The sequence below is a fragment of the Pseudidiomarina piscicola genome (assembly GCF_902806985.1).
In the GTDB taxonomy this organism is placed as follows: domain Bacteria; phylum Pseudomonadota; class Gammaproteobacteria; order Enterobacterales; family Alteromonadaceae; genus Pseudidiomarina; species Pseudidiomarina piscicola.
In genome coordinates this window covers 422,483-447,377 of the sequence record NZ_CADCXY010000001.1, presented here as the reverse complement: position 1 = coordinate 447,377, position 24,895 = coordinate 422,483, and the positions used below count along the sequence as shown (strand labels likewise).

Annotated in this window: 22 protein-coding genes; 8 read left to right on the top strand and 14 right to left on the bottom strand. The window is 47.4% G+C overall.

The genetic code is table 11. The features are described 5' to 3' along the window. Positions 1-40: 40 nt before the first annotated feature. From tyrR to pspA, 7 genes are all read right to left on the bottom strand, one after another. Complete coding sequence (gene tyrR / locus PSI9734_RS02310) at positions 41-1,612, bottom strand: transcriptional regulator TyrR (protein WP_173919495.1); 1,572 nt, start codon at positions 1,610-1,612, stop codon at positions 41-43. A gap of 120 nt (positions 1,613-1,732) precedes the next feature. Further along, positions 1,733-2,077, bottom strand: a complete 345-nt coding sequence (locus PSI9734_RS02305; RefSeq protein WP_173919494.1) for a 4a-hydroxytetrahydrobiopterin dehydratase — start codon at positions 2,075-2,077, stop codon at positions 1,733-1,735. A gap of 17 nt (positions 2,078-2,094) precedes the next feature. Continuing rightward, positions 2,095-2,889, bottom strand: a complete 795-nt coding sequence (phhA, locus tag PSI9734_RS02300) for a phenylalanine 4-monooxygenase (protein WP_173919493.1) — start codon at positions 2,887-2,889, stop codon at positions 2,095-2,097. Then, positions 2,882-4,138, bottom strand: coding sequence for a methionine gamma-lyase (gene megL, locus PSI9734_RS02295; protein WP_173919492.1), 1,257 nt, complete (start codon positions 4,136-4,138; stop codon positions 2,882-2,884). Before megL ends, phhA begins: the two co-directional genes overlap by 8 nt. Before the next feature lie 132 nt (positions 4,139-4,270). Beyond that, positions 4,271-4,672 carry an envelope stress response membrane protein PspC gene (gene pspC / locus PSI9734_RS02290; RefSeq protein WP_173919491.1) on the bottom strand — a complete coding sequence of 134 codons (402 nt, stop codon included), beginning with the start codon at positions 4,670-4,672 and terminating at the stop codon, positions 4,271-4,273. After that, positions 4,669-4,908 carry an envelope stress response membrane protein PspB gene (pspB, locus tag PSI9734_RS02285; RefSeq protein ID WP_173919490.1) on the bottom strand — a complete coding sequence of 80 codons (240 nt, stop codon included), beginning with the start codon at positions 4,906-4,908 and terminating at the stop codon, positions 4,669-4,671. Before pspB ends, pspC begins: the two co-directional genes overlap by 4 nt. 70 nt (positions 4,909-4,978) lie before the next feature. Then, entirely contained in the window at positions 4,979-5,650 is a 672-nt protein-coding gene (gene pspA, locus PSI9734_RS02280; protein WP_173919489.1) for a phage shock protein PspA, read from the bottom strand. Positions 5,651-5,879: 229 nt separating this feature from the next. Between pspA and pspF the strand changes: the two genes are divergently transcribed. The 7 genes from pspF to putP are packed head-to-tail and all read left to right on the top strand — an operon-like array spanning position 5,880 to position 13,833. Next, positions 5,880-6,968, top strand: coding sequence for a phage shock protein operon transcriptional activator (pspF, locus tag PSI9734_RS02275; RefSeq protein WP_173919488.1), 1,089 nt, complete (start codon positions 5,880-5,882; stop codon positions 6,966-6,968). Next, entirely contained in the window at positions 6,969-8,609 is a 1,641-nt protein-coding gene (locus tag PSI9734_RS02270; RefSeq protein ID WP_173919487.1) for an ABC transporter substrate-binding protein, read from the top strand. Then, complete coding sequence (locus PSI9734_RS02265; RefSeq protein WP_173919486.1) at positions 8,606-9,637, top strand: ABC transporter permease; 1,032 nt, start codon at positions 8,606-8,608, stop codon at positions 9,635-9,637. Before PSI9734_RS02270 ends, PSI9734_RS02265 begins: the two co-directional genes overlap by 4 nt. After that, positions 9,624-10,520, top strand: coding sequence for an ABC transporter permease subunit (locus PSI9734_RS02260; protein ID WP_173919485.1), 897 nt, complete (start codon positions 9,624-9,626; stop codon positions 10,518-10,520). The genes PSI9734_RS02265 and PSI9734_RS02260 overlap by 14 nt, the downstream gene beginning before the upstream one ends. Continuing rightward, positions 10,517-11,512, top strand: coding sequence for an oligopeptide/dipeptide ABC transporter ATP-binding protein (locus tag PSI9734_RS02255; protein WP_173919484.1), 996 nt, complete (start codon positions 10,517-10,519; stop codon positions 11,510-11,512). The genes PSI9734_RS02260 and PSI9734_RS02255 overlap by 4 nt, the downstream gene beginning before the upstream one ends. Further along, on the top strand, positions 11,505-12,305 hold the full coding sequence (locus PSI9734_RS02250; RefSeq protein WP_173919483.1) for an ATP-binding cassette domain-containing protein: 801 nt from the start codon (positions 11,505-11,507) through the stop codon (positions 12,303-12,305). The genes PSI9734_RS02255 and PSI9734_RS02250 overlap by 8 nt, the downstream gene beginning before the upstream one ends. Before the next feature lie 4 nt (positions 12,306-12,309). Then, the gene (gene putP / locus PSI9734_RS02245; RefSeq protein ID WP_173919482.1) at positions 12,310-13,833 is read left to right on the top strand and encodes a sodium/proline symporter PutP; all 1,524 of its coding nucleotides are present in this window, start codon (positions 12,310-12,312) and stop codon (positions 13,831-13,833) included. A gap of 59 nt (positions 13,834-13,892) precedes the next feature. Here the strand turns inward: putP and PSI9734_RS02240 are convergent, their stop codons facing one another. The 3 genes from PSI9734_RS02240 to PSI9734_RS02230 are packed head-to-tail and all read right to left on the bottom strand — an operon-like array spanning position 13,893 to position 16,546. Beyond that, positions 13,893-14,927: a patatin-like phospholipase family protein gene (locus PSI9734_RS02240; RefSeq protein WP_173919481.1), complete on the bottom strand. Its 1,035-nt coding sequence runs from the start codon at positions 14,925-14,927 to the stop codon at positions 13,893-13,895. A 20-nt stretch (positions 14,928-14,947) separates the two neighbouring features. Continuing rightward, a complete protein-coding gene (gene recA, locus PSI9734_RS02235) occupies positions 14,948-16,003 on the bottom strand; it encodes a recombinase RecA (protein WP_173919480.1) in 1,056 nt (351 codons plus the stop codon). Between the two features lie 60 nt (positions 16,004-16,063). Next, positions 16,064-16,546, bottom strand: coding sequence for a CinA family protein (locus PSI9734_RS02230; RefSeq protein ID WP_173919479.1), 483 nt, complete (start codon positions 16,544-16,546; stop codon positions 16,064-16,066). Between the two features lie 50 nt (positions 16,547-16,596). Here PSI9734_RS02230 and mutS point away from each other — a divergent pair, with 50 nt between their 5' ends. Further along, positions 16,597-19,185, top strand: a complete 2,589-nt coding sequence (gene mutS, locus PSI9734_RS02225; protein ID WP_173919478.1) for a DNA mismatch repair protein MutS — start codon at positions 16,597-16,599, stop codon at positions 19,183-19,185. Positions 19,186-19,262: 77 nt separating this feature from the next. Here mutS and PSI9734_RS02220 read toward each other — a convergent pair whose 3' ends face one another. From PSI9734_RS02220 to PSI9734_RS02205, 4 genes are all read right to left on the bottom strand, one after another. After that, complete coding sequence (locus tag PSI9734_RS02220) at positions 19,263-19,739, bottom strand: hypothetical protein (protein WP_173919477.1); 477 nt, start codon at positions 19,737-19,739, stop codon at positions 19,263-19,265. Between the two features lie 39 nt (positions 19,740-19,778). Beyond that, positions 19,779-20,000 (bottom strand): hypothetical protein, encoded by a 222-nt coding sequence (locus PSI9734_RS02215; RefSeq protein WP_173919476.1) that lies wholly within the window; start codon positions 19,998-20,000, stop codon positions 19,779-19,781. Positions 20,001-20,158: 158 nt separating this feature from the next. Continuing rightward, positions 20,159-20,734 carry a hypothetical protein gene (locus PSI9734_RS02210; protein WP_173919475.1) on the bottom strand — a complete coding sequence of 192 codons (576 nt, stop codon included), beginning with the start codon at positions 20,732-20,734 and terminating at the stop codon, positions 20,159-20,161. After that, positions 20,731-24,744, bottom strand: coding sequence for an RHS repeat-associated core domain-containing protein (locus PSI9734_RS02205; protein ID WP_173919474.1), 4,014 nt, complete (start codon positions 24,742-24,744; stop codon positions 20,731-20,733). Before PSI9734_RS02205 ends, PSI9734_RS02210 begins: the two co-directional genes overlap by 4 nt. Positions 24,745-24,895: the final 151 nt, after the last annotated feature.

Genomic DNA, 24,895 nt, shown 5'->3' with positions numbered 1-24,895 from the left:
GTTTTTCCATACACAGACGGTGTTTATTGTAAATATAGGTTTACTTTGATGCTTTTGGCGAGGTTTTGCGACGCTGTTTGCCGATACCATATTCGCGTAGCTTATTCGCCACAGCGGTATGCGACAAGCCTAACTTTTTCGCGAGTTGGCGGGTACTTGGATAGCTCGGGTAGAGGCGCCTCAAAATAGTACTTTCAAACTTTTTCAACGCTTCATCAAGGCTTCCCTCTTCAAGGTCTACCGCAACATTCTCATGTAAACCTGCGGCATCAGGAAGATGTAAATCTGACGCTTCTAGGCGGTCACCTTCAAGCATCGATATCGAACGAAACAGCACGTTTTCAAGTTGCCGCACATTCCCGGGCCACTGGTACCGTTGCAGTACTTCTCGGCACTCGCGTGTCAATAACACTAAGCTTCGACCAAGCCGTTGGCACGCTTGTAGGCTGAAATGCTCGGCCAACAAGGTGATGTCGGTTTTGCGCTCGCGCAGTGGCGGTAATTGTAAGGTGAGCACATTTAATCGATAGAAAAGATCTTCACGAAAGGTGCCAGCTTCGACTTGATCTAAAAGATCATCACGCGCTGAACAGATAATACGAACGTCCACTGCTACTTCTTGTTCTTCACCTATACGCCGGAATTTACCGTCTTGAATAAAACGTAATAGCTTTGCTTGTAGGCCGTTCGACATCTCTCCTACCGCATCTAATAATACGGTGCCGCCGTTGGCCTGCTCAAAAATACCTTTCTTCGCTTCGGTGTGAGGTCCTAAACTGCCCTTACCATGCCCAAACAGTTCACTTTCAGCGACGTTGTCAGGTAACGCGGCGCAATTCACAGCTAAGAAAGCCTCGCCCGACCGCGAGCTGGTTTGGTGACAAGCGCGCGCCAGCAGTTCTTTACCAACCCCGGTTTCCCCTTGTATTAACAATGGCACGTTCAGTTCAGCCATTCTGCGCGCTTCCTTGCGCAAACGCTTCATACTGGCATGCTCACCTAACAGTTGGTGAAATGCATCGTGCTGGCCGGTACGCTGCCACTGGCTGCTCAATGGCTGCGGTTTACAGGTGAGTACTGCGCCCGCAAAACTTGTTTGATCTTGCTCGTCTTTCACCCAAATAGGCATCATTTCGGCAAAGTATTTTGCGCCATTGATGGTCACCTGACTTAACTGCGGCTCGGTTGGTTGTCGTTCCAGCCAACGCAATAAATTGAAACCGCTCAGCCATTGCGTAATGGCACTACCTGGCAAGTGTTCATGCGTGTCTGATAATAAAAGTCCAGCCGCATCATTGGCGATATCAATAAAACCTTTAGCATCGATAGACATTACCGGATCAGGTAGCTTATTCAGCAACATACTAAATTCGAAGTGTTCACGCTCCGATGGCATAAAAGCAACGGTTTTAACGTCTTTTACGTTTGGAATCCGTCGAATTTCAGGCATTAAATGCTGAAAATCTTTAAACTCTAATTCTGGAAAATTGAGGAAAATTTTACCCTTGGGGTCAACTTCAATACCACGGAGATCAATTTCGCGATCACGGAGAATTTGCAACACATCTTGGCAAAGACCGAGGCGGTCATCACAAGTAATTTCGAGACGCATCAGCACATCTTATAAGTCGGTTTGTATGTAAACAATAGTATACATAAAAAAGCCCTCGCCCGTAACTAGGGCGAAGGCCTTTTATCGATAGCTTTGTGCACTACAGCGCAACGCTAAACGTTAGTCTTCTGCTAGTGCTGCATCTGTGCGTGCTGCCATAATGAAGTCATTTTTGTGCAAGCCATTGATTGCGTGCGTCCACCAAGTAACGGTGACCTTCCCCCACTCTGTGACGAGCGTCGGATGATGAAATTCCGCTTCGGCAATATCACCCACTTTATTAGTGAAAGCGAGCGCTTGTTTGAAGTTTTTAAATTTAAACTCACGCTCTAATTGCATAACGCCGTCGCGAGCAACAGGCGCCCACTCCGGAATTTCACGCATTAGCTCTGCAAGCTCATCGTCGCTTACTTTCGGTGCATCGGCATTACAGGCTTCACACTTTTGTTGTTTTAAATCGCTCATAATTACTCCTCAATGAGTTAAGCCGCATCTTTAGGTGGAAACTTCGGCTCAAAAAGCCCCAGTTCCATCGCTTCATGAACCAAAGCCATGATATCCAGATCGGCAATTTCAAATAGTTGTTCAGTGGTTTCTAAGGTGTAGTAAATTGGCTGCATAATGTCGATGCGATAGGGCGTTCTTAGGGCATCAACTGGGTTCAGCGGTTTACGCTCCGGTTTATCGCTATTCACTGCATACTCGGTTTCACCGGGCGATGACAAAATACCGCCACCATAAATACGAATACCGTCAGGCGTGCTCAGTAAGCCAAATTCAACCGTAAACCAATACAGTCTCGCTAAGTAGACCCGTTCTTTGGGCGTTGCATTCAAGCCTAACTTACCGTATTGATGGGTAAAGTGTGCAAACGCTGGGTTGGTCAGTAGCGGGCAGTGGCCAAAAATCTCATGGAAGATATCTGGCTCCTGTAAATAATCGAATTCCTCTCGCGTCCGAATAAAGGTGGCAACGGGGAATTGCTTGTTCGCTAACAACCGGAAAAACTCATCAAATGGGATGAGTGCCGGAACTTGCGCCACTTGCCATCCTGTCGTCGCTTCCAACACCTGATTTATTTCATGAAGCTGGGGCACTCGATCTTTTGGTAAGTCGATAAGTTCCAACCCATGCATATATTCATCGCAGGCTTTGCCTGGAATTAATTTTAACTGGCGAGCAACCAAATCGCGCCATACTGCGTTGTCTTCGTCACTCCAGTCGATAATGCCATTTTCGTCTGGCTGCCTTGAAACGTATTGGCTTTGTTTACCCATAAGTCAAAGGTTCCCCTCGTTGTTGTTCTGACGTTTTTGTTTTAGTTGTGTCAAAAGTTTTGCTGAGTGATTGTTCTAAGTCATTAATAATATCGTCTACCGACTCTAACCCTACGGCGATTCTTATCAAGGTTTCGCTTATGCCCGCTTTTGCTCTTGCTTCAGGGGTATAGGGTGAGTGCGTCATCGAGGCCGGATGCTGGATAAGGGTTTCTGCATCGCCTAAACTCACGGCAATGGTAATAAGTTGCAAGCTATCAAGCATTTGTTGTGCTTTCGCACTATCGCCATGCAGTTCAAAGGCAATGACCGCACCGGTACCATGCATTTGAGTTCCCATTAAACTTTGTGCTGGGTGATCAGCAAAGCCAGGGAAGTAAACCTCACGTACAGCATCGTGGCGAGCCAAGTAGTCCGCTACTTTGGCTGCGTTTTGGCAATGCCGCTCCATGCGCACGTCTAACGTTTTCAGCCCTCGCAAAATTAACCAAGCATCATGGGGACTCATTGTTGCGCCCATATCTTTCAGGGTGGTGGCTTTAATAAGCTCGATGTCGTCCGCGCTACCACAAATCAGGCCTGCGACGACATCGCCATGTCCATTTAAGAATTTGGTGGCACTGTGAATCACCAGATCGGCGCCCTGCTTACGCGGTTGCTGCAATAACGGTGTCATAAAAGTATTGTCGACAATCACCCGTGCATCGAACTCATGTGCAATCGATGTAACTGCGGCAATATCGATGACTTTCAAATGGGGGTTCGCAGGTGTTTCAATGAAAACCATTTTCGTTGACGCGCGCATCGCCGAACGTACATTAGCTGGCTCTGTCATATCGACAAAGTCGACCTCAATGCCGAACTTTTTAAACAGGTGGGAGAACAGCGCAAAGCTGCAGCCATAAATGGCGTCGGCAACAACCACGTGGTCGCCATGCTCTAAAAATGCCAGCATTGCAGCTGACACTGCACCCATTCCGGTGGCACAGGCAGCGCCCGCCGGAAACCCTTCGAGCTCAGCGACACGAGCCTCAAGCTCATTCGTTGTCGGGTTGCCAAGGCGCGAATAGATGTAGCCTGGCTGTTCACCAGCAAAACGGGCCGAGCCCTCTGCCGTCGAGTTAAACGCAAAGGTCGAAGTTTGGTATAAAGGTGCAACCAAGGCACCATGTTGATCTGGCTGTTTTCCGCCATGGATCGTCATGGTGGCTGGCTGCCATTGCGGTTTGTGTTTTTTATTAGTGCGCATTGGCAGTATGTCCTCCTGTTGTCGACATCAAAGAGTGCATGCTGCCCTGGTGCAACGCAACTTGTCTGGGCGACACAGTTGCCGGTGAGGTGTAACGCTTATTTTCCACCCTAAGTTTGATCTAGCGCACTTTTACAGGTTCTTTAGTTCGCGATCGACCTGGTAGGCGTTAGATGTGACATAGCGTTCCATCTCTTGTAAGCGAGCTTCTAGCTCACGATATTCCTCGTCAATTTCTTTATACGCTCGACGCGGCGGTTCACCTGCTTGGTAAACTCTGGTCTTGAGTCCTACCGGCTGGTGATCGCCATTGTTTTGGCTGACTGGTTTTTCGTCTAAAATCATCCAAGCGGCAATATAAAGTATAACGACAAATCCGTGGCCGAAGAAAACTGCAGTCACCACAATAATACGCACCAGCCAGGCTTCAATATTAAAATAGTTCGCGATGCCGGCACATACCCCGGCAATTTTGCCGTTTTTCTTATCACGCAAGAGCTGCTTGCGTGGTGAATTAGCGTCTAAATTGCTCATTTGCGCTGCCTCCACGTTGGTGCATCTGCATCAAGAATGGACTCCAATGTCTTAATACGTTCACGCATTCTTTCTGCTTGTTGGGTCAGTTGTTGCAGGTCTTGTAGCTCGGTTTCCGAAAGCCCTTGGCTAATTTTACGTTTGCTACGATAGTGCATAATGACCCAAATGGGTGCCACGAAGATCATAAAAAGGATCAGTGGCACAGCTATCATTGGTACAAGAATATCTGCCATTGTGAAAGTTCCCTGTGGTCACATTTGACAGCACCCGCAGCCGCGGGTGGCGTCAAAGTTTCGAGTCAATTTAGTCGGCTTTTTTGTCTTTGTTAACGCGTGCTTTTAACGCTTCAAGTTCGTCATTGATAGTGTCTTCGTCTTCAAGTTCAGCAAACTCATCGCGCAAGGTCTTCTTGCCCATATCGTAAGCGTCAACTTGTGACTCTAGATCATCAATTTTAGACTCGTAACGTTCAAAGCGGAGCATTGCATCGTCAATTTTGCCACTATCGATGCGCTTTTTAACTTCTAAACGGCTGCTTGCCGCACGCTGGCGCATGATAATTGTTTTTTGCCGTGCTTTGGCGTCTGCGAGCTTTTCTTGCAACTGCCCTACTTCTTCATTCAGACGGTTTAAATGCTCATTAATACGCTCAATATCGACATTTAAGCTTGCCACTGCGTCATCGGCCTTACGCTTTTCAACAAGCGCTAGGCGAGCAAGATCATCGCGATCTTTACTTAACGCGAGTTCAGCTTTTTTCTCCCAATCGGTCACATCTTGTTCATGACGACTCATTTGACGCTCGGTATCTTTCTTCTCAGCAATCAGTCGAGCTGATGTTGAGCGAACTTCTACCAGTGTGTCTTCCATTTCTTGAATAATCAGACGCACCATTTTTTCTGGATCTTCTGCTTTATCCAGTAATGCGTTGATGTTCGAATTTACGATATCTGAAAATCGTGAAAAGATACCCATGTTCGTGTCCTCATTAATTGATTCGAAACTGTTACTTTACGGTCACGAATAACAATGCAGGTACTGTGCCAACTTTTATAAATGCGGCTAATCAGCTGATTTTTGGTTAATTATGGTCAATATATGATATTTTTATTGACCCTGTGCGGTTATCAAATACACTAATTATTAGCCAAATTCACCACACCAGCAGTAAACTAAGAAAAGAACAATAATAAAGAGGCTTACTATGAGTCCCCCACGCGAAGCAGATAACCTGATTGGCGAAGCAAATAGTTTTCTAGCTGTACTTGAGCAGGTTTCACAGATTGCCCCGTTAGCAAAACCAGTGTTGATCATTGGCGAGCGTGGCACCGGTAAAGAATTGATTGCCGCGCGCCTACACTTTCTCTCTCAGCGATGGCAGCAAAATTATATAAAACTTAATTGTGCCGCCTTAAGTGAAAGCTTACTCGAAAGTGAGTTATTCGGCCACGAGTCGGGCGCTTTTACCGGTGCGCAGAAACGCCATGAAGGTCGCTTTGAACGGGCCGATAACGGTACGCTTTTTTTAGATGAACTCGCCAACACTTCGCCGCTGGTGCAAGAAAAGATTCTACGCGTCATCGAATATGGTGAGTTTGAACGGGTCGGTGGCAGTAAAACCGTCTCAACGGATGTTCGCCTGGTAGCTGCAACCAATGAAGATCTGCCGGAGCTGGCCGCGCAAGGGAAGTTTCGTGCAGACTTGTTAGATCGCCTCGCGTTTGATGTCATTACCCTGCCCCCCTTGCGTGAACGGCGCGAAGATATTCTCATATTAGCCGAACACTTTGCCATACAGATGGCTCGCGAACTCGACTATGAACTGTTTAGTGGGTTTACCCAACACGCCAAAGAGACCTTGCTTGATTATGCCTGGCCGGGCAATATTCGCGAATTGAAAAACGTGGTAGAGCGTTCGGTTTATCGTCTCGGTAGCGGTGCGGTGCCGCTTGATGAAATTATTATTGACCCCTTTGCCAGCCCTTGGCGACCAAAACCAGCGGCCCATAGGCAAGCTTCGGTGACTAGCTCTGAAATAGAAAACACCGATCAAGCGGCTGCGGACGATACTTCATCGACACCTGTTATTGCTTCGGTGTCCGCCATTGACTTTAATTGTGGCGCCATCGATTTCAAAGAGGTGACCGCAAATTATGAGACCGAAGTTTTACAACAAGCGTTGCGCCATGCACAATTCAATCAAAAGAAAACAGCAGAATTACTCGGACTCACCTATCATCAATTAAGAGGCTACTTGAAAAAGTATCAATTACTCGATGGATCAACGAATTAAATGAATATTTGGCGGTTCTGGCTTTTAGCCCCGATAGTAACACTAGCGGCATGTACCCCTTCAGACGAAGAGGTCGCGCCGTTACAAGAGGGTCTTGTCTATTGTTCCGAGGGCAATCCCGAGAGTTTTAACCCACAACTTGGCACCTCTGGCACCACTATCGATGCGACCTCTGCGCAGATCTATGACCGCTTACTCGACTACGACGATGAACAGCAAGCATTCGTTCCCGCTTTGGCTGAGTCTTGGCATGCCCTGGATGGCGGTAAACGCTACCGCTTTATGTTACGGCCGAAAGTACAGTTTCATGATACCTCTTGGTTTTCACCCAGCCGGACACTGAATGCTGACGATGTCGTCTTTAGCTTTAATCGCTGGTTGAATAAACAGCATCCTTACCATGAAGTAAATGGTGGTAACTACCCCTTTTTTACAGCCAGCGGGCTGAACCGATTAATAAGCAAAGTCGAAGCTGTGAACGGCACCACCGTTGACTTTTATTTGCGCCGCAGTGATAGTTCGTTTCTTGCCAACCTTGCCACAGATTTCGCGGTCATATTGTCTGCCGAGTATGGTGCTGAACTTCTCGCGCAAGGGCAACCAGAACAGATTGATAAGCGCCCAATAGGCACCGGTCCGTTTATCTTTAAAGACTTTCGTAAAGACCTTATCATTCGTTATCAACGGCACGCCGATTACTGGCGCACCCCGGCTCGAATGAAACAGTTAGTGTACTCGATTACGCCCAACGCCAATAAGCGCATGCTTAAGCTATTAACCGGTGAGTGTGACGTGATCCCGTACCCGTTGGTCGATGAACTAGCCAAGCTAGACACTGCCGATAATATAAAAATTGCCAGTACCGTAAACCCCAATATCGCTTTTTGGGCTTTTAATACCGAACACCCACCATTTGACAATGTACTGGTACGGCGCGCACTGGCCAGTGCGATTAATCGTTCCGCCATTATTCAAACGATTTACAATGATAATGCAAAATTAGCAACGGGTGTTTTACCCGAAACTTCGTGGGCGTATAGTCCGGTCGACCAGACTTATGGTTACGACCCAGAGCGCGCCAAAGCGTTGCTAGAGCAAGCAGGCTTAGGCGACGGTTTCGAGTTTGATATATGGGCGATGCCGGTACAGCGCGCCTACAACCCTAACGCGCAAAAAATGGCAGAGCTTATTCAAGCAGATCTAGCCCAGATAGGCGTACGCGCCAATATTGTTACCTACGAATGGAATGCTTTTCGTCGACGTTTGGTGCGCAATGAACACGATAGCGTATTAATTGGCTGGATTGCCGATAATGCCGACCCGGACAACTTTTTCCGCCCTCTATTAGGCTGTTCCGCCTTAAACGTTGGCACCAATCGCGCCAACTGGTGTGAGCCTGAATTTGACGATTTGTTGATGCAAGCAATCGCTGAAGCAGACAACGACCAACGCACCAAGCTCTATCAAGAGGTCGAAAGCTATGTTTATCGCGAAGCACCATTGGTACCTATCGCCAACTCCATGCGCTTCCAAGCTTACCGCAGTGACATCCATGGCGTCGAAGTGCCAGCATACGGTGGCGTAAGCTTTCGCCATGCCTACCGCGATGCCGAACCTGATACCACAGAGGCGAAGCGATGATCCGTTATACCCTTCGACGATTAACATTGCTGATTGTGACCCTGTGGCTGCTAACAGTATTTCTGTTTAGTCTTAATTATTTTTTTCCGGGCGATACATTAACCAATATGACCGGCATTCGTGCCAGCGATAGTTTGAGCTATCAGTTAGCTGCTGAGGCACGCGGCTTTGACAGTTCTATTTTTACCCAATACCTACGTTTTTTAGGTCACTTCAGTAGTGGTGATTGGGGCCAGTCTTTAACCACGCAGCGGGATGTTTTTAAGCAACTATTACCGTTATTGGGCGGTACCCTTGAACTCAGTGTTTTAGCAATGCTGCTGGCCATGGTGATCGGTGCTCCCTTGGGCCTTTATGCAGCCCGACAACAACGAGGCGCAATGGACAGAGTCGTGATGGGGGTCAGTTTAAGTGCCTATTCAGTACCCGTCTTTTGGCTGGCTCAACTACTTATTTTGCTATTCGCGGTAAAACTTGGGTGGACTCCGATCTCAGGGCAGTTGAACCCACTTTTCAATATCGATGTGCAAACGGGTTCCATTATTTTAGACATCTTAGCGAGTGATAACCCTTATAAATCAGCAGCACTTGCTGATGCTATCAACCATTTATGGCTTCCCGTGATAGTACTGGCCATTATGCCCGGTACTATGTTGATGCGGATTACTCGTAACAGTATGCTTGAAGTGTTACAACAGAACTATATTCGGGCAGCACGAGCGCGTGGCCTTAGCGAACTACGAATTTTATTTCGCCATGTTTTACCTAACGCGATGCAACCCGTGGTTCGCCAATTAGGTTTAATGTTTAGTATTTTGATGAGTAATATCATCGTCACTGAGGTCATTTTTAACTGGCCAGGATTAGGCAGTTGGCTGGTCAAAAGTATTTACGAGCGTGATTACCCTGTTCTTCAAGGCGGTTTATTCGCTTTTGCGACACTGATACTGTTTGTTAACGTAGTAGTGGAGCTCTTCCACGCGTGGCGTTACCCGCAGGTACGCAAGGAACTCTATGCAGAACACTAATATTTACTTCCAGCAACGCGAGCCTTCGCCGTTGCGGCAAATATGGCTGCACATGAATGCCAATCCGTTTGCGGTGGTGGCATTTTATATCCTTAGCCTGTCGTTGCTAATGATGCTGTTATCGCCATTGATTACCCCTTTTAACCCTGATGCGCAGTTCTCAGATGCCATTTTACAACCCCCTAGTTGGGATGTTAGCGGGGAAATTCGCTTTCTATTTGGCACAGATGATCTTGGCCGTGATATTTTATCGCGCATCATAGCTGGTTCAGTCTATAGCTTAGGCTACCCAGTCATTGCTGTTTTCATTGCCGCGGTGATTGGCGTTAGTATTGGTGCTTGGGCGGGAATGTCACGCGGCGTTCAATCATCGACACTAAACCACATGCTCGATGTCATTTTGTCGATTCCATCGTTGCTGTTAGCACTGGTGATCATTGCCATACTCGGGCCATCGCTGATTAACGTGATGCTTGCGATAACCTTAGTGTTGATTCCGCAGTTTATTCATGTGGTACACAATGCGATTTATGACGAGCGTTACAAAGAGTATGTCACTGCCTCGCGGCTTAATGGTGTGAACCGCTGGTATATGTTAACCCGCGTCATTTTTCCGAATATCACCAGTGTTCTTGTAATGCAAACGACCTTTGCCCTATCGACAGCTATTCTTGATATCGCCGCACTTGGCTTCCTTGGTCTTGGCGTACAAGCGCCTGCACCCGAATGGGGCACTATGTTAGCTCGCAGCCTTGATCAAGTTTATCTTTCCCCATGGATGATGATTTTGCCGGGACTCGCTCTCTTTTTGACGATTCTCTCGATTAACGTTTTAGGTGACAGTGTTCGTGCCGCGATCGCCGAGCGAGTAAGAAACTCATGACCATCCTTGATATTCGTAACCTCAATATCGAACTTGAGACAGATAATGGTCCGGTACGTGTACTCGATCGTTTCAATCTGCAACTCGCCGAAGGTGAAATACATACACTTGTGGGTGAATCTGGCTCGGGTAAAAGCTTACTTGCTAAAGCGATTCTCGGCTTTATCAATCCACGCTGGAAGATCACTGCAGATCGGCTTTGGTGGCGCGACTACGATTTGTTAGCGCTGAACAACGCCCAGCGGCGGCTCGTCACTGGGCGCGATATGGCCATGATATTTCAAGATCCGAGCAGTCACCTTGATCCTAACGATAAAGTGGGCCCGCAGCTTTGTGAAACCATCCCCTCGGGCGAGCTCACGGGGATTTACCTCAAACGTCGCGCTGACCGGCAAACTCGTGCTGAGCGGTTACTGCATCGTGTCGGTATCAAAGACACCAAAGATGTGATGGAAAGCTACCCCCATGAACTTTCTGAAGGTCTCGCACAGAAAGTCAGTATTGCGATGGCCATCGCCCACAATCCAAAACTGTTGATAGCCGATGAGCCAACGACCGCCATGGAGCCCAGCACGCGTGCACAGATCTATCGCTTACTGGCGAAACTAAGCGCTGGACAAGGTATGTCAATTTTAATGATCACCCAAGACTTGACGGCAGTGGTTCCCGAAAGTCAGCGTATTAGCTTGATATACTGCGGTCAATTGATGGAAACCGGACCCACCGACGATGTTATGCAGGCTCCCCTGCATCCATACACGGATGCAATGCTCAGCATGAGCCTATTCAATCAAGATACGCCGGTAAAAACACGACTTCCGACTCTTTCCGGTGCCATACCGACTTTGCAGCACATGCCCATCGGTTGTCGCCTTGGTCCACGCTGTCCTTATGCACGCCGTGCATGTGTTAAGCAGCCAGAGCTGAGAAAGCAGCAACACCAGCAGTTTGCTTGTCACTACCCGCTACGCGAGGACAGTGAACATGAGTAAGCTACTCGAGGTACGCAACATTAGTAAGTCTTATGTACATAAAGACGGTTGGATGCCCAGTAAACGCGTTTGCGCCTTAGAGCCTCTATCGTTTGACCTCGAACGCGGTGAAACGCTTGCCATCATGGGAGAAACAGGCTCAGGTAAATCAACCATTGCCAAAATTATCGCTGCGGCTGAACGCCCAACATCAGGTGAAGTGTTTCTCAATGGTCAGTCTCTCAAGGCCATGACAGACCAACAGCGCTGTCGCTATATTCGAATGATCTTTCAAGACAGCTTACGCTCACTTAACCCGCAGACCACCGTTGGTCAGCAACTGACTGAGCCACTTATCTTTAATACTGATTGGCCGGCACAACAACAAAAACAACATGTGTACGATACTTTACGCAAAGTTGGTCTGTTACCAGACCATTTCGGTTTCTATCCACACATGCTTTCAAGTGGACAACAGCAACGGGTCTGTATTGCGCGCGCCATTGTGCTTGAGCCGCAAATTGTGGTGGCCGACGAAGCTTTCGTTGCTCTTGACCCATCGATTAGAGCTCAAATTATTAATCTTATTATCGATCTCCAAGAAGATATGGGAATTTCCTTTATTTTTGTCTCACATTCGGCGGAGATCGTGAAACATGTTTCAGACAAGATCTTGATAATGCATCGTGGTAAAATGATCGAGTTTGGAACAACGCAGGCACTGATAAACCATCCTGAGGAACAACTCACCAAGAGCTTGTTGCACTCAGATCATAATTACAAAGTGCCGTTACACTCAACAACGAAGGAGTAAAGCTTTGGAAACAGGTACGCTTTTATCATTAGCGCTCTATTTCATAGCAATGCTGGGGATTGGACTCTACGCCTATAAAAAATCAACAGACGACGTATCAGGCTATATGCTTGGCGGACGAGGTTTAGGTCCTGGTGTGACTGCGCTTTCTGCAGGTGCATCGGATATGAGCGGATGGATGCTCATGGGGCTTCCCGGCGCCATTTATGTTTCAGGTGTTTCCCAGTTATGGATCGCTGTTGGTCTCGTGGTCGGTGCCTATCTTAACTACATTATTGTTGCACCACGCCTACGTATGTATACAGAAGTCGCCAACGACTCTATTACCATACCTGATTATTTTGCCAACAGGTTTAACGATAAAGCGCGACTACTTCGCGTTTTTTCATCTCTGGTCATCATCATTTTCTTTACCCTATACACCTCAGCAAGCTTAGTTGCCGGCGGTAAGTTGTTTGCCAGCTCAGCCTTTGGCCTTGAATACAGCTTAGGGCTCTGGGTGACCGCTGGTGTGGTTTGTGCCTACACGCTATTTGGCGGTTTTTTAGCGGTCAGCATGACCGACTTTGTGCAAGGCTGTATTATGTTCGTCGCCTTGGTCTTGGTTCCTATCGTCGCTATATTTGACCTTGGCGGTATCAACTCAGTAACCGACCAAGTACGTACGATTAACCCAGACTTCTTAGATTTCTTCCGCGATGGTGCTATCGCTGATCCAATGCTTAACCAACTTTCGTTCTTAGGCATCATTTCACTGTTAGCTTGGGGCTTGGGTTACTTTGGTCAGCCTCACATTATTGTACGCTTTATGGCCATTCGCTCAGTTGAGGATGTACCCAAAGCACGTCGCATCGGTATCGTTTGGATGACAGTTTCAATTATTGGCGCCATGATCACCGGTTTTGTTGGAATCGCATACGTTGCCGAAACCAAAATGGTACTTAACGATGCCGAGACAATCTTTATTATCTTCTCGCAGTTCTTGTTCCACCCTCTCATTGCAGGGTTCTTGTTAGCCGCAATTTTGGCTGCAATTATGAGTACCATCTCATCACAACTACTAGTGACATCAAGTTCATTGACAGAAGATTTTTACAAGGCATTTTTACGTCGTGATGCAAGCCAAAAAGAACTTGTTCTGGTCGGCCGAATTTCGGTACTTATCGTTTCCTTGGTGGCTATTGCTTTGGCATGGAACCCAGAAAATACGATTCTGAGTCTCGTTGCTAACGCATGGGCAGGTTTCGGTGCTGCATTTGGTCCTGTGGTCATTCTGAGCTTGTTCTGGAAACGCATGAACCGTCATGGTGCTCTTGCGGGTATGTTAGTAGGTGCGGCAACCTTACTTTTCTGCATTTACGTACCGGTGATTGACGGACAAACCTTGAGTAGTTTCGTTTATGAAATTATTCCAGGCTTTATCTTATGTACTATCGCGATTATCGTCTTTAGCCTCGCAACGGCTAAGCCAGATGAAAACCTTCGCGAAACATTTGATGAAATGGAACGCAAAATGAATAGCTACTAAGCTATCGTTTTCATTTCTTGAAGACCAAAATAAACCGCAGCTCTTGCTGCGGTTTTTTATTAAATAGCGCCTGACCTTTCGGCATAAAGCTCAAGCTCACTGAGAATATAGTCTTTCATTCTCATTGTCGTTTCATAGCCCAAGTCTATCGCCTCATTGCCTCGTTCAAACTCAAGTAAACCAATATGGCCTAACTTTGGTTGCACTAAAATGTCGGGTGGATCACCGGCTATACGCCCTTTAGTAATCCTCTCTTGCATAATATCGATAGCTCCCGCCATCACACCAAACATACCTGGAGCCTTATGTGACGGCCCATTGAACTTATCAACCACGTTATCCCAGTACTGGCTACTCGTAGTTAAGAAGTTCTTGAAAAAACCTTCGTCTTCATCAGGCTTTTGCTGCGTCAAATCAGAGGGTTCGTATTTTCCCCCCGTATCCACCGCTGTCGTACGAGTTTTTGGCATTTCGTGAAGGTCGGCTTGTGGTTCAGGGTGCGGTGGACGATGTTTACCACGCGCTTCAACAGCTGCATTATTTAACTGAGAATTAAGATGTACAGCAATGACAAAGTCGGCACCTAACGCTCGGCACAATGAAACAGGAACAGGATTCACCAAACCCCCGTCTACCAGCCAACGACCATTGTGTGCGGCCGGTGCTAATAGTCCAGGCATGGCACAAGATGCACGCGCCGCATGGTAAATATCACCTTTACGTAACCAAACTTCGCGCCCAGTGTACAAATCAGTTGCGACGGCACCATAAGTGACATCAAGATCTTCAATTTCGACACCGCCGAATCGTTCGCGTGCGTGACTAAATACTTTCTCACCTTGAATAATTCCACCGTGACTAAAGCCAAAATCAAGCAAGTTAAATACCTGCCAACGCCCCATGTCACGAACCCACTCTTCCAGCTCTTCGATTCGTCCAGAAGCAAAACCGGCCCCCACAAGGGAGCCGATTGAAGTTCCTGCAACCATATTCACTTCGATACCCATTTCATTGAGTGCCTTAATAACACCAATGTGAGACCAACCGCGAGCTGCACCAGAGCCAAGTGCGAGAGCAACTTTCACATAACTCATCGCTTAGTTATCCTTATACATTAAATCAAATCATCATCCGCCGCTTCAGTCTCAGGCTTCGCCGCAGCCTTCTTGTCAGCTTTTACAGGTTTAGCCAATAACTGTTCACGGATACGCTTTTCAATTTCAGCTGCGATCTTTGGATTCTCGATCAGAAACTTGATCGAATTTGCTTTACCTTGGCCTATCTTATCACCGTTATAGCTGTACCATGCACCAGCTTTGTCCACAATTTTCTGTTTAACGCCTAGGTCAATTAACTCGCCTTCCTTAGAGATACCTGCACCATACATGATTTGGAATTCAGCTTGTTTAAACGGCGGAGCCACTTTGTTCTTTACAACTTTTACACGAGTTTCGTTACCAACAACTTCATCACCCTCTTTCACCGCACCAGTACGACGAATATCTAAACGCACCGAGGAATAGAATTTAAGAGCATTACCGCCTGTGGTGGTCTCAGGATTACCGAACATCACACCAATCTTCATGCGGATTTGGTTAATAAAGATACACAAGCTATTCGACTTTTTAATATTTGCGGTAAGTTTACGCAACGCTTGAGACATTAAACGAGCTTGCAAGCCAACGTGGCTATCGCCCATTTCACCTTCGATCTCAGCCTTAGGTGTCAGAGCCGCTACAGAGTCCACAATAACGACATCGACAGCTGCAGAACGTACCAGCATGTCACAAATTTCCAGTGCTTGTTCACCGGTATCAGGCTGCGAAACCAGCAGCTCATCGACGTTAACGCCAAGTCGTTCGGCGTAAACTGGGTCAAGTGCATGCTCGGCATCGACAAAGGCACAGGTTTTACCTGCTTTTTGAGCTTCCGCAATGACTTGTAGAGTAAGTGTCGTTTTACCACTGGATTCTGGTCCATAAATTTCGACCACACGACCGAACGGTAAGCCACCAATACCAAGGGCAATATCTAAACTTAACGAGCCCGTTGAAACCGACTCGATGTCCATCGCTTGGTTATCCCCCAAACGCATAATGGAGCCTTTACCGAATTGACGTTCGATTTGGCCTAACGCCGCGTCGAGTGCTTTTTGTTTGTCATTGGTCATGATAATGTCCGTTCTATTAATAACTAAGTTAATTTGAGTATACTGTATTTTTATACAGTATCAAGATAAATTTTGAAAACTTCTCAGCGCCTCAGTAATAGTTGCATCGCGCACTGCGGCTCTGTCACCTGCAAATTGCTTTGACCAGCTCCGGCATCCATCAGGCCAAGCAAGGCCAAACCAAACGAGTCCTACAGGCTTTTCTACACTACCACCGTCAGGCCCAGCAATACCTGTTACCGCAATCGCTAAGTCAGCACCTGTTGCTCGCTGTGCACCTGTTGCCATGGCTTCAGCTGTTTCGGCTGAAACTGCACCATAATGATCTAGCACAGACTCAGAAACCCCTAACAAGTCACGTTTGAGCGCATTACTGTATGTTATAAGACCGCCCTCAAACCATCTTGAGCTACCCGCAACTGAGCTTAGAGCATAGCCTATTCCTCCAGCCGTGCAGGATTCTGCTGTCGCAATTCGCCAATTTTTTTGGCTTAACCAATCGCCGAATTTCTGTGCCAGTTCGATGTGAGATTGTGTTACCATTTTAACTAAAGGCTCCCAGATAAACTTACTCTATACGGATAATAACAGGCATGCCGAAAGCGACAACAGCCACCGCAGACTTTTCCGCACATACACCGATGATGCAGCAATATCTACGCATAAAGGCGGAACATTCCGATACGCTTTTATTCTATCGCATGGGGGATTTTTACGAGCTCTTCTTTGATGATGCCCGTAAAGCAGCTGAATTACTTGGTATATCGCTGACCCAAAGAGGAGCGAGTAACGGCAAGCCGATTCCAATGGCTGGTGTGCCGTACCATGCGGCCGAGAATTATCTTGCACGTTTACTGCAAATGGGTGAGTCGGTTGCGATTTGCGAACAAGTAGGCGATCCAGCAACGAGTAAAGGACCGGTTGAACGTCAAGTTGTGCGCGTGCTCACACCGGGTACTGTTACTGATGAAGCCTTACTTTCAGAAACCAAAGAAAACTTGTTGGTGGCGGTCACCTACGACAAATTATTCGGCATCGCGTGTTTAGATTTGGCCAGTGGGCGCTTTAGTGTTCTTGAATGCACGAATGAGACGCAGCTTCAGGCAGAGTTACAACGCCTACAGCCGGCTGAACTACTCCATCCCGATACGATGAGCTGGTCGCCGCAGTGGTACCAAAACGGCTCTATTCGCCCTCGACCAGACTGGGAATTTGCAAGTGATAGCGGCGAAGCATTACTTTGTCGGCAGCTTCACGTTCAGCATCTTGATGGTTTTGGCATATCACGCTACCGTCATGCTATCGGTGCCGCTGGGGCTATTTTGAACTATGTAAAGCTAACCCAACGCGCAGCGCTGCCACATATTCAAAGTATTAGAGCGGAACAAGGTGACGAAGCTATTCAACTAGATGCTACGAGTCAACGTAATTTAGAAATCGTCAGCTCGTTAAGCGGTGCAGCAACCTCATTATTCGACACATTAAATGTGACTGCTACGGCAATGGGAGGACGGTTACTCCGCCGTTGGCTTCAACGCCCTATTCGAGATCACTTCACGCTCAACGAGAGATATGAAGCTGTTTCTGTGCTGCAATCTGTCGACCTAGACGAATTACATAAAACGTTGCGTAATATCGGTGACCTAGAACGTATACTTTCTCGTGTTGGCCTGCGCAGCGCTCGACCGCGAGATTTAACGCGGCTACGCCATGCACTGCAAAGCTTACCGACGTTGCGAACCTCACTGACCGGTTATGATCAGCTGCAACCATGGCTTGAAAGTTTGCACGACTTCCCTGAACTGTTGAAAACACTGGAACAAGCTTTAGTTGATGCACCGCCAATGCTGATCCGTGATGGTGGCGTCATTGCCGATGGCTTTGATGAGGAACTTGATGAACAACGCCAGCTTGCAGCGGGAGCAACAGACTTTTTGCAGCAGATAGAAACACGCGAACGTCAACGAACAGGGATCTCGACTTTAAAAATTGGTTATAACAAGGTACATGGTTATTACTTAGAAGCCAGTCGGGCAAGTTCGGCGCACATTCCAGCCGATTATCAGCGGCGTCAAACCTTAAAGAATGCTGAACGTTATATAATCCCTGAGCTAAAAACCTACGAAGATAAAGTACTGCAGGCACAGTCTCGAGCTTTAGTAAGGGAAAAATGGCTTTATGAAGCCTTGTTAGACGTTGTGGCTGAAAGTCTTACCCTGCTTCAAGGCACTGCGCAAGCGCTAGCAGAAATCGATGTTTTACGTGGCTTTGCCGCTCAAGCAGCCACCCATAATTACTGTCGCCCCAAGTTAAGTCAAAGCATTGGAATGTCACTCAAAGCTGCGCGTCACCCTGTCATTGAACAGCAGCTAGATGCGCCTTTTATAGCTAATGATCTTGTAATTAATGAGGCGGAGCGCATGTTGCTTATTACCGGCCCCAACATGGGCGGTAAGTCGACCTATATGCGTCAAGCCGCTTTGTTAACCATCATGGCTCACTGTGGCAGTTTTGTTCCCGCTTCTGCAGCAACATTCGGACCGATTGATCGGATTTTTACGCGGATTGGTGCGTCAGACGATCTTGCCTCTGGCCGCTCTACTTTTATGGTAGAAATGACAGAAGCAGCGGCTATACTGCATAACGCAACGCATCGTAGCCTAGTATTAATGGATGAAATCGGTCGTGGAACATCGACCTATGACGGTCTAGCTTTAGCCTGGGCTTGTGCTGAGTCTCTTCTTTCTGATAACCGTGCGCTTACCTTGTTTGCGACCCACTATTTTGAGTTAACCGAGAGTATCGGTGAACAAAGTGGATGCGTAAACTTACATGTGGAGGCAAGTGAGCACGAAGAGCGTATTGTGTTCGAGCACCGCGTCACAGAGGGTGCCGCAAACCGCAGTTTCGGTGTACAAGTTGCACAACTCGCAGGTTTGCCAAAACCTGTCTTGATGCGTGCCAAGCAGATTTTAGAACAGCTTGAGCAACCAACCAAGCCAGCCATAAACAAGCCGCAAAGTGAGCTCAACGCACCGACAACCGAGCCATTTCTTTGCTCAGAATCATTAGCAGCTATCGATGCCTTGAAAAAGCTTAATATTGAGGCAATGACACCTCTCGAAGCGCTTCAATGGTTAGCCCGTTGGCAGCCCCGCACGGAGAATATAAAAGACCTCTAGCCTCCGGAGGCAGAGGTCACAGGTTCGACTCCTGTCGGGTGCGCCATTTTTACTGGCCTGTAGCGCACCCTCTTGTCTTAGTACGCTGCGCTAATCGAAACATAAATTATAGGAAACTTTGAGTTAGGTTCGTCACTTTCAGGCTGATAGCTTATCTTTAACGGTGTACTATTGATCAGCGTGTTAACGGGAAACTGAAATAGAATTGCCTTGTTAACTATTTCAGGATGATTAGGAGACCGAAAATGAAGAGGTTTATCTATATCCATCTCCCATAATACATCTAGACCACGCTCTATTTTTAAATGACCAGTCATCGATAGCGCCTGCAAATTTTCGACCGAAACCCCATCATTGGATAGCAATCCGACTTCGAAATACCCCGAGCGCGGGGGTGAAAAATCAAGTTTATATAAATCTTCAGTGAGGTTGGCTTGAGCAATTGGCAGAAACTTCTCGTGATCTGCCGTATACAGGTCAAGTAATCGATAGATATATGGGAACCCAATAACGGATACAACAGCCACTAGGATGGCAACAATCGCGATTTTCATACTTAGCCCCCCAGCTTATTATCGATAACTCTGTCGCAATTAAGCATCCACTACCACCGGTTTATAGTTACCCGTATTACTTTCGAAATAAATTACCTCTTCCGGTAATACCGTAATAAATAAAAAGCCCAGTAAAATAAAAACGACTGCATTGAGGCTTTCAAGCATATTACCGAAAACTGGCTTATAAATAAGCCAGCCTCCCATCAGAAGCATAACCAGACCAACAGCAATTCCAAGAACACGTATGATTAAACTCATTATTTCATTGCGCAGGTTACATTACAGTAACCTAGCGCTCCCAATTGAAATCCACCAGCTCCCGCACTTATAACACCCATGACCACTGAAAACCTCCTGCGTAAACAAGCGTAACCAACTCGCCTTCGAGCAAAACTTAGTTCCTGTGTATTTAAGTGCTATGAACAGCGTCCTCTCCACTTTTCCAATTGTTTTTCGGGCAAGCCGAGAACCATATAGTGTCCACGGGGTGTTAAGAACGTAAACATCGTTACCTGCCGATTACTAAATTCAACTTTCTTTATAGCTTCAGCGCCAATCGCCAGTTCACCATCAATACAATAGTACACATTTCCATTCGGGTAGCCTTGTTTCATCATTTCAGCCGAAAACTCAAACCCTGCGGCACCATTTGTGAATGGATCAAAAACCACCAAGGGAACACATGAACTCGACCTCGGCGCGCAAGCTTGATAACTCGTAGTTTCGGTCATTATTCGCCAGGTATAAACTGCATCAAACGGTGTGAAATAATATGGACTGGACGAAAAATGGAGTTTAGAAGCCGAAGTAACTATGTAGTGTGTCCCAAGCATTTCCTGCAAAATTGTATCGCTTTCTGCAGTTACCGGCGCCATTTCTTGTTGCAGCCAAAACCGCGCGCCATCCGCATATTTCAAAAGAAAGTGTGAAGCAACGAGAAAAAAGGTCACACTCACGACAAACGTACCAAATAGCGACAATGGATTTTTCATCTTAGCAAGCTTCCACATGTCCCGACCGCAACAACCAGCATAACTCCTAGAGTGCCAGATGCAGCGTCAAAATTATTAGCCTTCGCCCAATCAGCGTGAGCGACACTCATCTTCTGATACAAATCCCTCATTTCGCTCTGCTTTAACTGTAATTCCACTTTTCTTTCGAGGTTGTTACAGCTATTTGCTGCTGAACCGAGTTCGTCAACAGCTTGACCCAACATTGCAACCCCACGAGCATAAGGATTGTTTTCATAAGCGTTCATGGCAGCAGTTCGCACTCCTGCGGCATCAAAAGCAAACGCTCCAACTGACATCCCCAAACAGACAACGCCAACCATTTTTTTACGAGATAGACCGTCTGGGTCGCTGTAAAGCAAAGGATTGCTATCGACGTAGGCATAAGTGTTTAAGCCACCATATAACCCAATCGGATCCGACTGAATATAGCGCCCCGTGCTTGGGTCGTAATCACGATGCCAGTTCTGCCAAGTGCCGCTCTCGCTGTCCCAGTACTGACCTGGGAAGCCGATATTCAAGGCACCAATGCTAGAGCTCACAACACTGCGGTCAAAGCTTTGCAAATCGGCCTCCCAAACCACCGCTTTCGCATCATCGGTTACCTTGTATGGGCGACCTAAGTGGTCGTTGTGGACAAAATAAAGTTCATCATTATAAATAAGCGCAACCAGCTCGCCTTCAAGCCAAATATAGCTTTTAACATGTGGCCCGTTCTTGGTTTCGCTCAGCAGTTCGCCGCTTTGGCCATACAAAAAGTGCCAGTCGGTCGTCGTTGAGCTCTTGGCGACCCGTTGCCCGTTAGTGTCATACCAGTTTTCGTAGTAAAACCCTGACGAGCGGGTCAGCCGGCGTACACGATTGTCGCCGCCATAGGTCCATGTGTGGGTCTCTTTTTGCAGCTGATTACCTGCACTGTCATAACTCCATATCGATGCAAAGCTACCACTGGCACCGACACGGTGCCCCGTCAATTGGTTGCTGTCGGCATCGACTCTGTAGTACTCATTGTTAAATCGTGTGCGATTGCCATTTGCATCGTAATTATAGACTTCTAGCGAGTTGCCATTACGCTTACGCTGCGTCAAGCGCGAACGATTATCGTAGGTAAAACTATCGAGCTCTGAGCCTAACACATCTTCAATGCTGACGATGTTGCCAGCGCTGTTATACGCCAACTTAGCTTGCGAGATGTACGGCGCTTGAAAGTAAAAATTCTGATATTCAGTGGTCAATGGCGCCCAACCACCGCCCACATAAGAGGATTTTAACTCATAACCGCTCGTATACTGCCGAAACGCGCTCAGGTCATTACCATAGGTGCCGTAACGCAACGGTCCAAAGGCTTCATGATTGAGCATCGTCATGACCGGCTCACGGACGCCGTTTATCGTCACATAGACCGCTGACGGGCGCCCTTGTTTCACAACCATACCGTCATATTCGTAGTCCACCAAGATACCCGATGGATAGCTGATTTCAACCACACGTCCTTCTTCATCGTATACCCACTGTGTGGTGTAGCTCGCACCCAAGATGCTTCGCGTTACGCTCGCCAGTTGACCTGCTGCGGTATAGTCATAATCTGTTGAGCCCGCGCGGTCGGTGGTATGACACAGCTTACCCACGCCATAGCTACAATTATCGTAGCTGAATGTTTCGTTGACATCGCCAGAGCTGCGTTGCGTCACACGCCCGATACCATCGTAACTGAGTGTGGTACTTGTCCCGTTCGCACGGCTCACTAGTGTTAACTGTCCCGCTGCATTATAGCCGTACGTTGTAGTGCCGGTGTCGGGACTTGTACGCGAAAGCACATCACCAAAGGCGTTCACGGTGTAGCTAGTGATATTGCCTTTTGCATCGGTCACTTCGGTCAAATGACCATTTGCGTTGTAGCTAAACTCTACGGTGCTGCCATCCGGTGCCGTTTCTTTGATGAGACGGTTGTGCGCATCATACTCATACAAAGTCGTTTGGTTCTGTCCATCTGTCTTCGCTATCACATTACCGCGCGCATCGTATGCAAAGCTTAACCGCAGTGCGCCTGTTTGTGCTGAAAGGGGACGGTTCAACTCATCGTACTGTTGCGTGTGAATGAAGTTATTGATTTCAACTTCTTCATACTGGGTGTCGCCCACCGTGTCGTCGATGCGACAGGGACTCGGAGTGCAGTTGTTGTTTTGGATGATCCTCCGTTCAATATGGCTGTACCGCGTCGCTGTCAGGTTACTTGCAGTGTCATAACTGAAGCGCTGCTTTACAGGCATTCCCGAGCCTTTTTGCAACGTTGTGCTCACATGACGCCGAGCAGCGTCATAAGTTAAAATGGACGCCAACCCTGTGGGAGAGAAAACTTCTTTGAGTTGCCCATCAACTGCATAAGTGTACGAGGTTGAGACATCGCCTGAAGGATAATGCTTAGTCAGCTGACTCAAACGACCTCGGGCATCATAGCTCATCGAAATCTGAATACCATTTGGGTCTACCATCAAGGTGGGTTGCCCCATTCCATCAAAGTTAGAATATTGTGCTATGACGAAAAGCCCATTATTCACCTGATATAACCGACCTAAATTATCATAGTGATAGTCAATAGTATCCGCGCTGCCCGGCTGAGGCCCGTTAACGCTTATCTTAATTAATTGTCCATCATTGTTGCGGGTATATGAATAAGTTGTCGTGCGGGTCTGTTGGGTCGCTAAATCTACCCATTGCTCTTGCACTAATTGACCCGAATTATTGTAGGAGAAATTACGCCGTAATGTCTCTTCGGTTATTACCGTTGGCTTATTGTAAAATGCATGCCACTGCGTGGTTATCGTCTTCTCCTGCGCCTGCCCCGCCGCACGCACCTCGGTAAGGATATTACCAACAAAATCCCGCTCAAACGTTGTTGTATTTCCAGCCGGATCGGTTGTGGAAGCGGTATACCCGTTGTCATCAAATGTGTAAAGACTGCTTGTGGCGATACAGTTCGATGAGGCAAGCCCTTCAACTTCACCAATTTTAGTGGGGTCATCGCTGGATAACCAAAACTTAGTTTGTTTACCTTTGGGATTCGTTTCAGTTACGTATCCAGCCGCAACGCTGGAGTAATCCAAAAGAACTTGATCAACACCATTGCCATGTGAGCTTGAGACCGCGCGTCCCTGACTATCATAGGCCCACGTCGCAAAGCGCGTGCCGTTCATGGAAATGCCCGTAAGCAGACGTCCACTGCCGTAATGATAGGTCTTGCTATCATTTCCCGGGAAATTAACTCCGCTGAGCACGTAGCCATCATAGGTATAACTGTAGCTGTAGAAGTAGACGCCACCATTGTTGTCAGTGATGGAATTGATCCGACCGCCCACATATTGAAACTTGAGTGAACCACCTTTGTTACCATTCACTCGTGTCAAACGCTGCACACCACCTATCGTTTCATAGACAAATACGATCGTCTCATTCGTGGTTACATTGTCGATCGAAAGAATTAATCCATTGGCGTCGTAGTTCTCAACTTGTCCATTAGCCGCAAAATAGGTCCAGCCTGCAGGGCTTTCAATCAATCGCTCGATTCGTTGCGTCCCCATTTTCACGAACACGGTATCGCCATCGTCCGTTGTAGCGCGCACCAAACTGAGTGAACCATTGATACCGCGCTGAAGGACTATTTCATCGAAGTCTGGGTGATTAATCACAGTAACACCATAATCAAAGTTACTTCGCCATGCAGCTCCAAATAAAGATGTGGCATCACGGAAGCTACGATAACCTCTTTCGATTGAAAGCAAGCTATTCACCGGATTTGCAAAGTCAACTTCATGCTGCGTTTTCTCTCCCGTCGCGACTACGATAGGATTTCCCGCCGTACATTGTTCGTCACGTTCATCTTGGTTTTCTGAAGATGGCGTATCACCTGCACCTGCCCCCGAACCGCCACCACCACCGAGCTGATAATCCTGGTCGCCGCCTATACCCGGCCATCCGCCATCAAGATTTGCCATGTCATAACATGCTTGTCCTGCAACAAGAACAGTTTCGTACCTTGGCGTGCCATCTGGGAGTGTTCCGTTCGGCCTCGATACCTCTGTATATGTGGTCCAACAAATTTCCTGAGAAGCCTGCGCATGTAATGTGAAAGGAGTGACCAAAATA

Coding starts and splice junctions, on each gene's coding strand:
- PSI9734_RS02260 (WP_173919485.1), top strand. CDS start 9,624: ATGCAGAACACTAATATTTACTTCCAGCAACGCGAGCCTTCGCCGTTG.
- PSI9734_RS02265 (WP_173919486.1), top strand. CDS start 8,606: ATGATCCGTTATACCCTTCGACGATTAACATTGCTGATTGTGACCCTG.
- pspF (WP_173919488.1), top strand. CDS start 5,880: ATGAGTCCCCCACGCGAAGCAGATAACCTGATTGGCGAAGCAAATAGT.
- PSI9734_RS02240 (WP_173919481.1), bottom strand. CDS start 14,927: ATGAGTTATGTGAAAGTTGCTCTCGCACTTGGCTCTGGTGCAGCTCGC.
- PSI9734_RS02250 (WP_173919483.1), top strand. CDS start 11,505: ATGAGTAAGCTACTCGAGGTACGCAACATTAGTAAGTCTTATGTACAT.
- phhA (WP_173919493.1), bottom strand. CDS start 2,889: ATGGGTAAACAAAGCCAATACGTTTCAAGGCAGCCAGACGAAAATGGC.
- mutS (WP_173919478.1), top strand. CDS start 16,597: ATGCCGAAAGCGACAACAGCCACCGCAGACTTTTCCGCACATACACCG.
- megL (WP_173919492.1), bottom strand. CDS start 4,138: ATGCGCACTAATAAAAAACACAAACCGCAATGGCAGCCAGCCACCATG.
- pspA (WP_173919489.1), bottom strand. CDS start 5,650: ATGGGTATCTTTTCACGATTTTCAGATATCGTAAATTCGAACATCAAC.
- PSI9734_RS02305 (WP_173919494.1), bottom strand. CDS start 2,077: ATGAGCGATTTAAAACAACAAAAGTGTGAAGCCTGTAATGCCGATGCA.
- PSI9734_RS02270 (WP_173919487.1), top strand. CDS start 6,969: ATGAATATTTGGCGGTTCTGGCTTTTAGCCCCGATAGTAACACTAGCG.
- pspB (WP_173919490.1), bottom strand. CDS start 4,908: ATGGCAGATATTCTTGTACCAATGATAGCTGTGCCACTGATCCTTTTT.
- PSI9734_RS02220 (WP_173919477.1), bottom strand. CDS start 19,739: ATGAAAATCGCGATTGTTGCCATCCTAGTGGCTGTTGTATCCGTTATT.
- recA (WP_173919480.1), bottom strand. CDS start 16,003: ATGACCAATGACAAACAAAAAGCACTCGACGCGGCGTTAGGCCAAATC.
- PSI9734_RS02210 (WP_173919475.1), bottom strand. CDS start 20,734: ATGAAAAATCCATTGTCGCTATTTGGTACGTTTGTCGTGAGTGTGACC.
- PSI9734_RS02255 (WP_173919484.1), top strand. CDS start 10,517: ATGACCATCCTTGATATTCGTAACCTCAATATCGAACTTGAGACAGAT.
- tyrR (WP_173919495.1), bottom strand. CDS start 1,612: ATGCGTCTCGAAATTACTTGTGATGACCGCCTCGGTCTTTGCCAAGAT.
- PSI9734_RS02205 (WP_173919474.1), bottom strand. CDS start 24,744: ATGGCAAATCTTGATGGCGGATGGCCGGGTATAGGCGGCGACCAGGAT.
- PSI9734_RS02230 (WP_173919479.1), bottom strand. CDS start 16,546: ATGGTAACACAATCTCACATCGAACTGGCACAGAAATTCGGCGATTGG.
- PSI9734_RS02215 (WP_173919476.1), bottom strand. CDS start 20,000: ATGAGTTTAATCATACGTGTTCTTGGAATTGCTGTTGGTCTGGTTATG.
- pspC (WP_173919491.1), bottom strand. CDS start 4,672: ATGAGCAATTTAGACGCTAATTCACCACGCAAGCAGCTCTTGCGTGAT.